We start from the raw sequence: 13,962 nt of genomic DNA, 5'->3' as shown, positions 1-13,962 counted from the left end.
GTAATGAAGCTTCTTGCCTAAGTCTACCCTTAGCATAATCAGTTGAAATATTGTGTTCCCATATTTCTTTTGAAGCACATTTAATAATCGAAGATAAATCGTTAATATTGTTCATAAGTACTCCTAATAAATCCGTTATTTCAACACGAATCATCGATTCTTAAAACCATATAGTATTTTTTTAAAATCTTCCCGAACTAATCCTCTAATTTCTTTTAAGTCAGATGCGTAATCCCTACCTACTTCAATTTCTAATTTAAAATTTTTCTCTAAGTCTGTTAACTGATTCCTTAACTCATCAATCATAAACTCAAGCTTCCTTGTGTAATCATCATGTTTTGTCTTCTTAGAATCTAACTTAATAAACGCATCGTTATTTCTTCTTATATTAGAAAATAAAGTATTCACTTCGTCATTTTTGATTTTGTATAAAGTTACTCCTACGTTTGTTTTAAATGAGATAACAAATAAAATATTGTAATTTCCTAAATAGTAATTGTATTGTATTCCGTCTTTATCTGGTGAAAATCTGTCATGAATTAATTCAGATTTGTTAAAAAGCATATCCAAGTCGTAGTAAATTTTGTACTTATTTTTATTCAGGTATGCCTGAGCTTCATTTTCATTAGCAATTCCAAGAACTCGTTGAACGTATCTTAGTTGTATATGATCAGATTGGATCATGTCTACTCCTTAAAAATGAGTCTTTTTATTTAAATTTAATAGGTTTTCCATCCTTCAACTTTACTGATTTGCGGAATGCAATAAAATTGAATCCTCTTTCCTTCTCATCTTCAGTAACAATTTCTGCGTCAATATATAATTTTCTATCCATTATTGGAGTTACTAATTTGCCACTGCCAAATGGTTCTTCTACATTAACTTCGTTTTCAACTGAGTTTAAAAATCTGTACCCTTTATCATAGAGATCATCGAATATTCTAATTAGTTCCTCATATTCTTTAGTCATAATAACACTCCTAAATATAAAATTCACACAGAAAAATTAACTCTCGACTATTGAAATGGATCTTTTATTCCTTATTCATCATCGATATTAACTTCTTTTGTTCCTCCACCAAAATTCCATCCGTTAACTTCAACAAACTCAATGAATGCATTCAGAAACTCATCATGATCATTGTCGCTTTTGAAAAAACAATTCCATTAATCTCTATACCTTTGAACAAAATCACTCCCCTCCCCCACTTAAAACTGACATTTCACCGCATTAAAATAACCATTATTGTTTTTTCAACTCACCATCTACATGTCTAACGTATTTAGTATTACGATGTGGGCAGATTACAACTATTTCAACATCCTTAAATCCTCTACCGCATTCATCACAAATGATTTTCTTTGATCTTGCTCTTGGAATGTCCTTCTTAAAAATAAGATAAACTTGTCTCAGCGATATAATAAGTGCAATTAAAACTAGAATATATACTATTCCTTCCACTTTCTATAATCCTCCTGTTTGTCTCTGATGTATATCTTGAAATTGACCTTTCAACCAAATGCATAACAACTAAAAAGATCCTATTGCAAGTGCCTTCCTATCTTTAGAACTGTCGTTATGATCAAAAACGCCCATATTGATTACACTATCAAAACTCTTAGTTATGGAAGCATTGATATCAAACTCTTTACCATTTTTTCCTGTAGCGTAAAACTTACAACTATAACTAACGCCTGCTGCATCTGAGAAAGTTACCTTCTCACAAGATAGTCTCTCTACATAAATCAAATTTGTTTCAAGTCTAGGCTCAGCACGCTCCAGTCTTGATTCGACTAAGTTAAAATAATATTTATCCGTTTGTATATTATCAATAATAGTAACAACGATTCCTGCTATGATAATCACAATTATTGTTAGACCACCAAAGAAAGCTCCCTTAAGAGTTTTCTTTTTGTCAATAGTATTTTGTACAAACCTCTTTTTTTTTTCATATCAGGTTTAGTAAGACTGTAATTACTTGGTTCACCAATTTTAAGTAAAAAAAGATTATAATCTTTCTCTACTGCAATTAGATTCGCAATTACACCCTTGTCGATAGATTTATTACCTCTCTGTGTATATTGCACCAATACAAGAAATGATTTATGTACTCTATCTACGTATCTTTCATCCTTATTCATTCTTTGATTGTCAATATCGTTATAAAAATTATTAATCAATTTTCTTACGTAGACAATGTCCCTGTAGCTTCCTAGAATGTGTACCATTGCATTGACCGCCTTCCTACTGAAGAGTTTATGAAAGATAAACCTCCTGTGATTAAAATCTCCGTTTTTAATTAATCGTCTTCCCAAACATCATCCATCAGCTTTATTATCTTTGATTCTCTTTGTTTAGTTTCAGTTTCATCAGTTATCCATTTGCCAGAGACTAATAAAACTACATCTCCGACTTTAATATCTGATGAAACATCATTCTTGTTAATATCCTGTGTTTGACCATCAATCTCAATTACAACTACATTGCCTTCAATCCTGTCAACAATACCCTTCATCGACTTATCCCTCCTTACAATTATTTATTCGCAAGCTACCCCATCGCCATCTCGATCTAGTTTAGTACTATAACCAGCATCTCCCTTGTGTATAGGAGCTGCCCCTGCTGCTTTCACCGCTGCACAATTAGCATAGACTACATTCTCTTGCTTTGGTTTCTCTGATGGTTTAGGTGTAGCTTTAGGTGTCTGCGTGGTAGTTGGATTAGTAGTAATTGAATTGGCTTTCCATTCGTTTTGTGATGTCGTAATTTTCTTACCATCAGTTGTGAAAACAATCGTACCTTGTTTATCATTTCGATATATTTTTACTTTCTTATCAGTAAGTCGTTTAAGAATATCACTAGTTGGATGACCGTAGCTGTTCTTACCCACTTGAATTACAGCATGTTTAGGATTCACCGCATTCAAGAACTTTTGGGATGTTGACGAAATAGAACCATGATGACCAACTAGTAAAACATCCGACTTGATATCCACTTTGGACTTTAGGATGTCATTCTCACTTTTTGATTCGGCATCACCCATAAGCAAAAATGAAGTGCTACCGTATGTAAGTTTGATTACCGCACTCATCTCATTAGCGTCATCGTAAGTGCTAACAGGCGCTATCATCTTAACAGTTGCATCCTTTTCCCAATCAAGAATCAAACCAGCTTTAGCAGTTGTAACTTTGAGACTCTTCTTCTTAATTGCAGACAAAACGTCTTCATACGTTTTGGTAGTCGATACTACTTTAGGCATATAGATTTTACCGATTTCAAAGTTTGAAATCACAGCATCTAATCCACCAACATGGTCTGCATCAGGATGTGTCCCTACTAAAATATCTATCTTCTTTATCTTCTGCTTCTTAATATATTCAACAATCGTCTTCTCCTCACTGTTATTGCCAGCATCGATAAGAATCGTTTTACCTGTTGAACCAACAATCAACTGAGATGCTCCTTGACCAACATCGATAAAGTGCACTTTAAGCGTTTTGGCTGGAGTTGCTGCGTAAACTGGTATTGCCGATAATATGAAAACAAACATTAATGTGAGTGATAAAAAACGTTTCATTACTGATACCCCCAGTTCTTTGAAAAACACATTTATTATCTATAAAATCAGACATTTATACCATCTCGATAATATTCTCATCTGGAATAGTCAATAGCTCTTTGATAATGTTTAATTGCTTTTCACTAAAATAATGCTGTCCACGTTCAAACATACTTACATACGAACTAGTAATGCCCATACTATCAGATATATCTGACTGCTTTAATCCACTTGATTTTCTAATTTGTTTTAGGTTTTTAATTGTGTATTTTTTCTGTTTAACAGTTTCATTCTGCTCTTTTTCTTCCCTACGATGCTTTGCAGCGTTGATTTTGTTTAGCAATTCTTGGTTTTCTCTTTCCTGCGCTGAAATAACTTCTCTCAATTTGACAATCTCCAACTTTAACTCTTCGTAATTCTCATCCTTGTTTTTCAACTTGTTGCCCTCATCATCGACAAATACAACAATGTCCTCTACTGGTACTCCCATTAGAGCACATAAGCGATCCAAAGTTTCAAACTGGATTGGTTCATCCTTATTTATCTTGGCAGTCGTAGTAGATGAAAAACCGCCTTCAATAATCAAGTCTACTATTTTAATATTTCTATAAGCCAACAATCTCCTAAATGGTTCGAAAGAAAGCATTATCTCATCACTCCTATTTTATAAATTTTTAGCATATTTACATATGTAAATCAATAACTTATTAGTTTTATTTTAGTTGTGCCATTGTTCTCATTTAATATGAACATACTTTTTCTATTTATGGATATGCCATGCTATACTCATCTCATCGCTAGTCCCCTCCATCAGAGTTAGCATACACACACTCGAACAATGGGAAGAAGCGGTTAACCATTAACACTCGATGGAGAAAGAGTAGTTTTAAAGCGAAGGGGTTACGGATGGAAGAGGTTGATGCGTCTATCTGCTGTGATGCAGAAGATAACCAATCGAAGTTATGACGACCAAACAGCATGGATTAGTTCCATGCCATCTGTCGCTATCGTATTTTACAGGTTGGAGTTTACTCTTCGAACTAGTAAGATATAAATAACTAATTTCTTCTCTGCTCTCTCCACTTTCAAACGCTTTCTTGACCTTAAAACACTATCTTCTAATTTAAGAACGGAACTCTTCAAGATAGGATCTTCTTTTTTCTTCGGTTCAATTGGTTTTCGTGAAGTTTGGGGTTTATCAATTCTATCTATTCGCTTGARATATTCTTTTTTTAAAGAAAAATATCCTTCTTCAATCCGATTTAATAGATTGTTTAATTCAATGCTCACCACATTATCTTGAACTATATCATATAATTCGTCCCATCTATCTTGCAATGCAAGCATATAGGTCTGCATTGTTTGTCTATCTGAAGAAACATGAAAAATAGCTTTTGTTTTTTCAATATAACTACAAATTCATTTGCAGCTTTGATTAAGTGAGGGTTATCGTGATGTTGGTTTTTCTGTGCATTTACTAAATCTTTAAAAATGGCATTAATCACGCTTTCCCATGACATAAACAACACTCTCTTCGAATTAGAGTAGTTACAGTTAAATTGATTAAAACATGTCTTTTATTAATTAAGTATGGCATCAATAGCAACTAAAATTGAGATTTTTTTACCATTGTCAAGTACTTTTTCAATGATTACACTTGCTCCATCATCATTAATCTTAACAACCTTACCTTGTTGCAATCTGCCACTGTTATGAAATTCAACTATTTCATTTAACATATGTTTCAACTCCTCCTTATTATGATTTTCCTTATGAATTAACCCTTTTATTGCTTCTGAAGAATAAATAACTCATACAAATAAGTCTATATTATTTGGCAATTTTACTGGTGAATTTATCACTTAAGCATGCTTGAACTGCTTCCTTATTAGCTTGAGTATTACTGTCTTTTCCCTTTTTACAAGTGTTTAATATCTCCATTGACTCAATAAAATTTAACTTTTCGGGTTGAACCCAATCATCAGAAAATACCCATTCATTGTCTTGGTTCCCCCATTGGACACCATAGTATTTTACTGGTATTTCTGGTTTTTGGACTATCTCCTCTTTTACAGATGCTTTTGGTGTTTCTATTGGTTTAGATGCTTCAGGTTTTTTAGTAACTTCTTGTTTTACAGAATTAGAATTATCGACTTTTTGAACAGTCTCCTGTTTCTCAGGTGTTATAGATGTTGTCTCGCATCCTGTATTAAAGACAATTGCTAAAATCCCAATGACTCCTACATAAATAAACTTATTTAATTTCAAATATTTCACCTCCTATATTTAAAGGCTATTTAGTTCAGGCAGTATAAAATATCATTTTTCAGTGCCATTTCTATCTTCTACTCACTTTCAATTGTGTCGTAATATTTTCTTGCTCTATCAATTAACTCTTCATTCATTACATCAATTTTGATATTTGTATACGGATCACAATTGAAGTCAGTAGCATCCATTCTTACTTCGAATTAAATGTAAAAAGAGCAGACAAGGTATAAAACTAATAACCATTTTAGATGTTTAGAATATTCAATTAGTACTACTGGAAGATAGTGAGTACCTATGTAGTATATAATAATGAGGAGAATTACTGTTACCGACGCTGACTTTAACGTGGAAAAAAATCATACTTCCTATTTTCCGAAATACTTTTTAGACTCATATAATCCTCTTTGCAGTATTGATATAATCTATATCATTTATCTTCGAAATAGTTTTTTTAAGGTTATCTTAAAATTCTTTACGACCTTACTTTCTCTTCTGTTTTTCTTCATAACCATTTCTTTAAACATCATCATTATAGCAAAGACAGTAGTTGTCATACCTAGTAACAACAAGCCATAATAAATGTTCCACCATTTGGGTACCCATTCTAGGGGTACAATTAAATGAGCAATTGTAAAATAAAGAATAACCGCACTAATCCAAAACAAAAATACAGATAGATGATATACGATTCTAAATAGACTTCCTAAAACTACAAAGATAGGATTATTAAATGTATCACTTACAAACTGTTTATGATTTTCATAGATAATGTCATGTGCATCCCAATATTCATTTTCGATCATCACAAATAAACCTTTTATTTGATCCATTAATTCTTTCTCGTTTGACCTGTTGTTTTCATTCTTATACTTTTTGTAAATAACTCTTAACTTATAAAAGTACTCCAATAAGATCGTCGAAGCGATAAATCGAATCTTGGAATCCTTACTCGAGTACTCATCCATAAAAGATTCTATTTGCTCTAATTTCTTCGTTTTTCCTTCTGTTTCCATAATTAAAAGTAGTTGTTCAAACATTGAAGAATAGACCTCATTATAGCTGTTAGTCAATTCTTTGAGGAATGCTTCTCTTTTTTTAGATGTGTGATTAAATTGATATCCAATATATGCTGTTATTAATGCAATGATAATAACCGAAAGATCAATTCCTAGAACTTTCATATCTTTCGCCCGCTCCCTCCCCTGTACGCAACATTAAGCTTAAACAACACTTACATCTAGAACCTCAACGTTTGCATTTTGTAATAGCTGATATAGCGTTGAAATGCCATGGTTAGACTGAGCCCTTATTTGAACATCACCGAAACGCGATGTTTCTCTCGAAGCACTAAAGGTAAAGAAGCATTGTTTCTTCGCTCTCGATAAGGCAACAAAAAATGCGCACATATCCTCAAGTTTCTGAGTGTTAAAGCTCCAAAACGCATCGTCCTCTAATCCTAAAAAGATAACCGTATCATACTCTAGCCCTTTACTCTTATGAATTGTCATGACAGGTATGCTAAACAAACCTAACAAATCCGAAATACTACTACTCCAATCTAAATGTTTCAAATATGCAACAGTTAATTTTTCAACTGCTTCCATTGTTGCTCGTTTAAAGTAAGTGCCATTTGCATACTTTGGAAATAACCGAAATATTCTTTCTAGTCCTACAAAATTGAAGATTCCCTTTACAATCTCGCCGACACCTTGTTTGCAAAGGTCTTCGTCATTCGGTAGTTGTTGTAACTCTATTTTTAAATGTAGAATGTGATCATTCAGGTTAGATTCCATGTTTAGTATCTTATTGTGATCATGTTCCATGTCATAACCATTCACAAACGTTAATACTTCTGATACTCTAACCCAAGAATCATGAGTCTTCTCTCCTGTAGCTAATCTTATAAAATCAATGATAAGCTGAACACACTCTTCCGCTATTAAATCCTGATATTCTTTCTCTATTCGTGCGTGTATTCCTAGCCGCTCTAACTCATTAATTACAGCGTGGCCATAAATCTGTTCCTGTTGTTTTACAAGGATACAAATATCGCGGGGAGAAATATTCTCTTGATGAATTCTGCTTGCTATGCTTGTAGCAACAAAAGTTGCTTCATCTAAATAAGTCTGGAAATTCCAAACCTGACACAATCCTTCTTGATCACTATTCCGACTAGATACTCTGGCATCTGTTGCATTTTGATTTATTATTTTGGCTAAGACATTTTGAATTTCGATGAGTCTCGGGGCAGACCTATGGTTCTGTGTTAACTCAATTTGCCCTGCACTAAAGTCACGCTTAAACTGTTCAAAAGAATCTGATAACGCTCCTGCCCAACCCATAATTCGTTGTTTATCATCTCCTACGCTTGTCAGTGTTGTGGAAGTTCCTAAAAAAATTGTCTTTACTAATTCGTATTGTAGATAGGTCGTATCTTGGAACTCATCTAGAAAAACATGACTATATGTTTGTTGAAGTGCCCTCTTTATCATCGGGTTAACTTTTAATAAATAATCAGCAAGTTTGGAAATCATGGGAAACGTCAATGTACTTTGTAGCTTCCCTGTCCCATGCACTAAAATGTCCCAGAGTCTTACTAAAACCCAAGTATAGATGTCTTGTTCGTCTTCAAATATAGGTAAATTTTCTTCAGACAAACGTTTATACAAGATATTAAAATTAATTTCGTATTGCCAATTAGGTTGGTTAGGATGTCTCTCCTTAATATAGCCAGTTGCAATATCGCGTATTTCTCTAGAAGTGAATACCAAACTGTATTCCTTTTCCGGTCGATACGTTTCTGGTATGCCCAATCTGAAACGATCTAGCAACTGTTTTGCAAATGAATCAAACGTTCTCGATTCAAAACGTGCTGCTAGTTCCTTACTACACCTTAATTCAACCCTTTTCTTTAGGTTTTTTGCAGCGTCCGTTTTAAAGCTGATCGCTAATATTTTTTGAGGCGAAGGACATAGATTAGTTTGCAAAAGAAAACAAGCACGTTGTGCAAGTAATTCCGTTTTACCTGCACCAGGACCTGCTAAAATAAGATTATTCCTCTCATTTCTTACGGCTATTTCTGCAGCAGGTTCTAATGTAAACCCATCTGCCGGAGTCCAGTCTTCAGGTTTAATATATGACATATTTTCATGCATTCCTTTCAAGTATTTCTTTCGCCCGCTTCACAATGCTTTTAAAAACCTCCGGCATATCTGTTAGCAAGTTTTCATCAGTTATTTTTATTAAAGCCTCAATATGTGTACTTGGTTTACTTCTGCCGAGAAATAGAGTGTTGTACCAAACCATTAGTTCATGTTGTTCTGGCGTATAGGTATAACCTGTTGCATTTTCATTTTTTAAGGCAGACACAATTCCTCCCTTAATCTTCTTAGCATAACTCTGCGGATTCTTAACCTTATCTGGAATACTCGGACCTCTCGGCACTGTTTCTTTATATGCTTTTGGAAATGTTTCCAACATTAGAAAATCTAAATCCATAGGGGAAGAAAAGAAAACATTATAGTTATCTTCCATTAGTCTTCCTAACCAAAGATCGTTCATTGATACTAACCAATCGGGTTCCATAGAATACTCATCGAATTCTTCAAGATCATCATCAGTTAGAATTTCTTCTCTGTTTCCATACCATACTTTTAATAATTCATCACGATTTCGACCATTAATGATTAACTGCTTGATTGCATATTTAATACGGCTCCAGCCCCCACCACCGCGTTCCCGATCTAAGTCCAATAACGTAATATGAGGAATATCCAACTCGTTCAGTAGCTTCCACATATGATTAACGTGTCTGCCACCTAAGGGAACAATCGATATGCCATAATCATCAGCATAAATATTGTTAACTTCCAAGACTCTTGGAATTACAATTTCTTCAGAATCACCTTCGCCTAAAATGACTAACCTTGAAAAATAGATTTCAGGGTAGGCTCTGACAGCTTCTTTAATATACGTGTATGCTTCTGATTTCTTATCGGGTAGAATAACTTTCTTCACAATTGTTGTATAGCTATTTGGGTCAATTCTCAAATGAGCTAAATTCTCTGGATCTACACGTTTGATAATTGAAGCACTATGTGATGTCAACACAACTTGTGCGTTACTCTTATTTGAAATATTCTTTAAATTATCCATTACTCTGCCTAATAAATGTGGCGATATATGATTCTCTGGCTCTTCTACAGCAAGGAGAGTTAAAGAAGCATTTGATTTCCCTGTAATTTTGACTTCCGCTTCAAGGAGTGATGACACCAGAGATAAGTAGAATAAAGATCTTAGACCATCACCCAACTTATCGACACTATATTCCCCTAAGTCATGGGTGGGAGAAAATGATACTTCAATTTTTTTTAAAATTGAAGCTAGTGTTGAGCTGCTAAACTGTAATTTAGCATCTTGATATCGAGTGTCCTTGTGATACTTCTTCCACTCCTCACTAATAACACTTCTAATCTGAGAAACCCCATTAATTCCATTGAATAGTTCATTTACTGGCTCCATTTTTGTCTTTATAGTTTCGTCAATGTCATCCGGCCAAGAAATATTATTTAAAATCCTCCACAGTATTGTTCCAGAGGCATTACGTAATTGTGTTGAGGGCTCCCTTACTGCAGGTACGTATAAGACTTGTATTGCAGAACGCTGATGCGGTGTGACCGGTACAAGATCCTCATCAGTCTCTGAGATTCCTTCTGCTACAGTTACAAAATACAACTTTTGTTCAATCTCCCCTTCTGGAGTGTTATCAGCAGTCCATGTTCCTACTAATCTTACACGTAAATATGGTGCTTCAGCAGTCGAACGTACTACAAGTTGATTAAAGAATGGTGGAATACTAGTTCTGCTTTGCTCATCCGCAGAACTATCAGCCAATTCAGGAAAATCAACTCGGGCTTCAATTGATAATTCAAGCTCTTTTATAGATTCAACTGTTGATTGCTTAGGAATATGGAAATCTGACTTTTCCAGTGTTCGATCATGTGAAGATACTCCAAAAAGCTTAACTAACCCATGTATTAGTGCAGTCTTACCCGAGGAATTCTCCCCTACAAAACCAGAAAGTTTGTTTAAATAAATAGTTCTTCCATCGTAACCAAAACTCCTAAAATTCTTTAAACATAATTTTGATATTTCCATGATGAGTTCCTCCTAAACAATATCTGTGCCTTCAAATTATTATTATAAAAACCAAACTACTCTACTAGATTCATAAGACTATTTAACTAGTTTCGACATTTTCCTTCTTATTCCTTTTATGTAATCTTAGTATATAAATTCTTATTGGTTCATTAGAATTAAAAAAATGTAGCCACTTCGATACGAAGTTGGATACATTTCATCTTTTAGTATTGTTATGGAGGAAACCCAGATGGATAAAATGGTGCCCTTTAGCAATGAGGAAATTTCAACGGCGAATCGCATCAGCTTAATCTACTTATCCTAGTCTCATGGCTATATACTCGAAAATGGTGGTCGCCGCGCTCTTCATTAAAAACAACGCGGCGGCCTTTACTTTTATAAGGACAACAACAAATACTACCATTTTTCAACAGATTCTAGCTGCGGTCCTATTGACTTTGTCATGCAGTTCTTGAATATGGAGTTTAGAGAAGCCGTCTCTTTCTCTTGCAATGTGAATCACCTCAGTCCCCCCCTCTCTTCAGACCCTCAAAGAACGCGGGCAACTCATTCTTCCAGACAAAACACCTAACTTTAGGCGAGTTGCTTCTTATCTCATTCATGTTCGAGGAATCGATCCAGAAATTGTATCTTTCATGATGCACGAAAAAAAATTATACCAGCAAGATAAAAATGATAATTGTGTCTTTGTTGGGTATGATGAGAACCAAACCCCAAATGTGAGAAGTACTATTTACATAAATACCAAACTTATGAGCAGCTAAAAAACGACATTGATATGTATATCTATTTTTACAATTACGAACGATTACAGAAAAAGCTAAAAGGCCTCAGCCCCATGGAATTCAGGGCTAAGGCCGCTTCATAGATCTTTATTTTTTGTACTGTCTACTTGATGGGGAGCAGTTCAATTTCATACTCAATATCACGCTTTTTCTTTAAGGGAACTAGTTTATGCTTCCTATTAAATTCTATCAATGGATCACAGTCTCCAAACAGACGTTAATATATCGGTATGCTGTTTTGAGCTTTTTCCATTAAGCGGTATATTCTTCTTTTCCACTTTCGAATTTCCATGAGTCTAGATAGTACCGTTAACCATCCTGTTACTCAATAGTTAAAGCTGTAGAATGAAAACCAACTCTCTCTAGAGTATTATTATTTTTTTTAACAGCACTCACTAATTCATTAGTAACTGCCGTCTTCATCAAATGCTATTAACTAATAATTTGCCCTGCCTTCTACATTTATTCTGAGAACTAATTTACTTTCATACTAGAAGAGTTCCGAAAATCATAATTTTATTCGAGAGGAATTGAACTTTAAATCAAAATGGTTTCGTTGGTTTTCTTTGAAATTTAATTCTATTAAAGTTAATTTCATCATCCAAACCGTAGATCTTAACTCATAGGTCACTTAACGAACAAAAAAATAGCCACCTGTAAGAGTGGCTCGCACAAAAAAAGTGTGCAAAAGTATAGATAGGAGTGAAGAGTCCTAGTCCAATACTGTAGCTTTTGAACGTATTCTCTTGTTTTTATTCATATTAACTCTTGATTGCCTTTTATCTTGTTTTACTCCTTTCTGACCAAACGTTTTAGTCTTTTTTCTCTATTTGATTAGATACATACTGCTATATTTCATAATGTGAGCAGCGACAAATACTTCAATAATCATTCCAGATGAATTATTATTCCTTTTACTGATTTAACTTATGAAAAAATATTTATAATAATGAATATTGATCTTTAATAAGCATACAACAGTAAGTATTAAAGTACTCAGCATGAATTTCTAATGAATTTTTTTGATAATCTGAATAAGTAGAATACTCACTAACATAACTCAAAATCCCTATAAATAAAATAGTATGATCGAAATAGAAAGAATGATATACAGATGTTTTCTCACTTTTCAAAATATTATTAATGACTTTATAAAGGTTAAATTGCTCTTCATTTAGATTAAACCAATCTTTACTTAATATTCTTTTTGTTTTAAAATCATAAGTTTCAACATCAGTTACATGACCTATTACTGGTTCTTGTAATTCATCAGACAAAGCTTTTACCATTCTTCCAATAAAGTTGCTCAAAATATCACATGTGCGTATCCCTTCATTCTCTTCTGATTTACAGCTGGTTACACTTTTGAATTTTTGATCTTTAGTCGCCATTTCCAATGTATTTACTTCATTATCTATAAATAAATCAATTTGTTTAGGAATAATTGAATGTTCTATGATATATGTATCAAATAGATTAAAAATATTGTTATAATCCCATTCGTAAGAATAAGAAATATTTAGTTCATCTTTAACTCCATTTAGGATAGTAATTAAATCGTTTAAAGCAGCTCTTTCAAGTCTCTTCTTTGTAGAATCTGAACTAGATTCAAAAATAAGTTTGAGGTTTTTGATGAATTCATTCATAAGAATTTTACTATTTAGTTTCCCCCGTTCCTCAAATATTCGAATTAATATATCATTAAACCTATAATTATTCAGAAATTTTGTAACTGAATATAAAAATTCTTTCTTCTTAACTACATAAGGAAGTTTAACATTTTGAAATATCGTCCAAATAACTTGTGCAGTTTTACTAATAACATTTACTTGGATGTATACACTTTCTGTATATATCGAAAAGTAATCTTTGTAAAAAGTTAATGTATCTTTGTTAAAAGAAGATACCCCGTGTTTGAAATTTCTTTTTCCTATAACTGTTGCCTTTAACTCTTGTTCATATTCTAATCCAAAACTTTTCTTATGTTTTGTTTCAAATCTTGAGAACTTATTATTTAATCCATCAATTACAGCATTATCCCCACCGACGAAAACAGCAACGAAGGAGTCACTTGCATCTACTTTATATATATTAACTTCTTTACCCTTTAAGGTTATTTTTCTGTCATGGAAAGACTCATCATAATAAAATCTTACTAATCTCATTAATGAAACTCCCTTCAGCTT

The 13,962-nt window shown here is 33.4% G+C and carries 16 protein-coding genes and 1 pseudogene; 2 read left to right on the top strand and 15 right to left on the bottom strand.

Annotated features, from left to right (window positions below; all coding sequences use genetic code 11):
• Window positions 1-150: 150 nt before the first annotated feature.
• From AB4Z50_RS35035 to AB4Z50_RS34970, 14 genes are all read right to left on the bottom strand, one after another.
• Complete coding sequence (locus tag AB4Z50_RS35035) at window positions 151-684, bottom strand: hypothetical protein (RefSeq protein WP_441886992.1); 534 nt, start codon at window positions 682-684, stop codon at window positions 151-153.
• Window positions 685-709: 25 nt separating this feature from the next.
• Complete coding sequence (locus tag AB4Z50_RS35030; protein WP_441886990.1) at window positions 710-970, bottom strand: hypothetical protein; 261 nt, start codon at window positions 968-970, stop codon at window positions 710-712.
• Between the two features lie 273 nt (window positions 971-1,243).
• Entirely contained in the window at window positions 1,244-1,462 is a 219-nt protein-coding gene (locus AB4Z50_RS35025) for a hypothetical protein (RefSeq protein ID WP_441886988.1), read from the bottom strand.
• A 69-nt stretch (window positions 1,463-1,531) separates the two neighbouring features.
• On the bottom strand, window positions 1,532-1,867 hold the full coding sequence (locus AB4Z50_RS35020) for a hypothetical protein (protein WP_441886986.1): 336 nt from the start codon (window positions 1,865-1,867) through the stop codon (window positions 1,532-1,534).
• A gap of 8 nt (window positions 1,868-1,875) precedes the next feature.
• Window positions 1,876-2,229, bottom strand: coding sequence for a hypothetical protein (locus tag AB4Z50_RS35015; protein ID WP_441886984.1), 354 nt, complete (start codon window positions 2,227-2,229; stop codon window positions 1,876-1,878).
• A gap of 71 nt (window positions 2,230-2,300) precedes the next feature.
• On the bottom strand, window positions 2,301-2,516 hold the full coding sequence (locus AB4Z50_RS35010) for a DUF3006 domain-containing protein (protein WP_441886982.1): 216 nt from the start codon (window positions 2,514-2,516) through the stop codon (window positions 2,301-2,303).
• Between the two features lie 24 nt (window positions 2,517-2,540).
• Window positions 2,541-3,578, bottom strand: coding sequence for an MBL fold metallo-hydrolase (locus tag AB4Z50_RS35005; RefSeq protein WP_441886980.1), 1,038 nt, complete (start codon window positions 3,576-3,578; stop codon window positions 2,541-2,543).
• A 55-nt stretch (window positions 3,579-3,633) separates the two neighbouring features.
• Window positions 3,634-4,206 carry a helix-turn-helix domain-containing protein gene (locus AB4Z50_RS35000; RefSeq protein ID WP_441886978.1) on the bottom strand — a complete coding sequence of 191 codons (573 nt, stop codon included), beginning with the start codon at window positions 4,204-4,206 and terminating at the stop codon, window positions 3,634-3,636.
• Window positions 4,207-4,574: 368 nt separating this feature from the next.
• Entirely contained in the window at window positions 4,575-4,898 is a 324-nt protein-coding gene (locus AB4Z50_RS34995; RefSeq protein WP_441886976.1) for a hypothetical protein, read from the bottom strand.
• A gap of 242 nt (window positions 4,899-5,140) precedes the next feature.
• Window positions 5,141-5,299, bottom strand: coding sequence for a hypothetical protein (locus AB4Z50_RS34990; RefSeq protein WP_441886974.1), 159 nt, complete (start codon window positions 5,297-5,299; stop codon window positions 5,141-5,143).
• A 91-nt stretch (window positions 5,300-5,390) separates the two neighbouring features.
• A complete protein-coding gene (locus tag AB4Z50_RS34985; RefSeq protein WP_441886972.1) occupies window positions 5,391-5,828 on the bottom strand; it encodes a hypothetical protein in 438 nt (145 codons plus the stop codon).
• A gap of 434 nt (window positions 5,829-6,262) precedes the next feature.
• A complete protein-coding gene (locus AB4Z50_RS34980; protein ID WP_441886970.1) occupies window positions 6,263-7,012 on the bottom strand; it encodes a hypothetical protein in 750 nt (249 codons plus the stop codon).
• Window positions 7,013-7,051: 39 nt separating this feature from the next.
• The gene (locus AB4Z50_RS34975) at window positions 7,052-8,986 is read right to left on the bottom strand and encodes a UvrD-helicase domain-containing protein (RefSeq protein WP_441886996.1); all 1,935 of its coding nucleotides are present in this window, start codon (window positions 8,984-8,986) and stop codon (window positions 7,052-7,054) included.
• Window positions 8,979-10,988, bottom strand: a complete 2,010-nt coding sequence (locus AB4Z50_RS34970) for an ATP-dependent nuclease (RefSeq protein WP_441886968.1) — start codon at window positions 10,986-10,988, stop codon at window positions 8,979-8,981. Before AB4Z50_RS34970 ends, AB4Z50_RS34975 begins: the two co-directional genes overlap by 8 nt.
• Before the next feature lie 500 nt (window positions 10,989-11,488).
• Between AB4Z50_RS34970 and AB4Z50_RS34965 the strand changes: the two genes are divergently transcribed.
• Together AB4Z50_RS34965 and AB4Z50_RS34960 are read left to right on the top strand one after the other, a co-directional pair.
• Window positions 11,489-11,755: a DUF3991 domain-containing protein gene (locus AB4Z50_RS34965; protein WP_441886994.1), complete on the top strand. Its 267-nt coding sequence runs from the start codon at window positions 11,489-11,491 to the stop codon at window positions 11,753-11,755.
• A pseudogene (locus AB4Z50_RS34960) lies at window positions 11,719-11,859 on the top strand (IS3 family transposase); the annotation flags it as partial. The gene AB4Z50_RS34965 and the pseudogene AB4Z50_RS34960, both read left to right, overlap by 37 nt.
• Window positions 11,860-12,717: 858 nt before the next feature.
• On the opposite strand, the gene AB4Z50_RS34955 reads toward AB4Z50_RS34960, so the two are convergent.
• A complete protein-coding gene (locus AB4Z50_RS34955) occupies window positions 12,718-13,941 on the bottom strand; it encodes a hypothetical protein (RefSeq protein ID WP_441886966.1) in 1,224 nt (407 codons plus the stop codon).
• Window positions 13,942-13,962 lie beyond the last annotated feature (21 nt).

It is taken from the genome of Paenibacillus sp. 2TAB26 (assembly GCF_052115145.1).
GTDB lineage: Bacteria > Bacillota > Bacilli > Paenibacillales > Paenibacillaceae > Pristimantibacillus.
This window is presented reverse-complemented; position numbering and strand designations above follow the sequence as displayed.

What these genes read in the sequence shown, in the direction of transcription:
- AB4Z50_RS35035 (WP_441886992.1), bottom strand. Translation starts at nt 684, where the DNA reads ATGATCCAATCTGATCATATACAACTAAGATACGTTCAACGAGTTCTT.
- AB4Z50_RS35030 (WP_441886990.1), bottom strand. Translation starts at nt 970, where the DNA reads ATGACTAAAGAATATGAGGAACTAATTAGAATATTCGATGATCTCTAT.
- AB4Z50_RS35015 (WP_441886984.1), bottom strand. Translation starts at nt 2,229, where the DNA reads ATGGTACACATTCTAGGAAGCTACAGGGACATTGTCTACGTAAGAAAA.
- AB4Z50_RS35010 (WP_441886982.1), bottom strand. Translation starts at nt 2,516, where the DNA reads ATGAAGGGTATTGTTGACAGGATTGAAGGCAATGTAGTTGTAATTGAG.
- AB4Z50_RS35005 (WP_441886980.1), bottom strand. Translation starts at nt 3,578, where the DNA reads ATGAAACGTTTTTTATCACTCACATTAATGTTTGTTTTCATATTATCG.
- AB4Z50_RS35000 (WP_441886978.1), bottom strand. Translation starts at nt 4,206, where the DNA reads ATGCTTTCTTTCGAACCATTTAGGAGATTGTTGGCTTATAGAAATATT.
- AB4Z50_RS34990 (WP_441886974.1), bottom strand. Translation starts at nt 5,299, where the DNA reads ATGTTAAATGAAATAGTTGAATTTCATAACAGTGGCAGATTGCAACAA.
- AB4Z50_RS34980 (WP_441886970.1), bottom strand. Translation starts at nt 7,012, where the DNA reads ATGAAAGTTCTAGGAATTGATCTTTCGGTTATTATCATTGCATTAATA.
- AB4Z50_RS34975 (WP_441886996.1), bottom strand. Translation starts at nt 8,986, where the DNA reads ATGCATGAAAATATGTCATATATTAAACCTGAAGACTGGACTCCGGCA.
- AB4Z50_RS34970 (WP_441886968.1), bottom strand. Translation starts at nt 10,988, where the DNA reads ATGGAAATATCAAAATTATGTTTAAAGAATTTTAGGAGTTTTGGTTAC.
- AB4Z50_RS34955 (WP_441886966.1), bottom strand. Translation starts at nt 13,941, where the DNA reads ATGAGATTAGTAAGATTTTATTATGATGAGTCTTTCCATGACAGAAAA.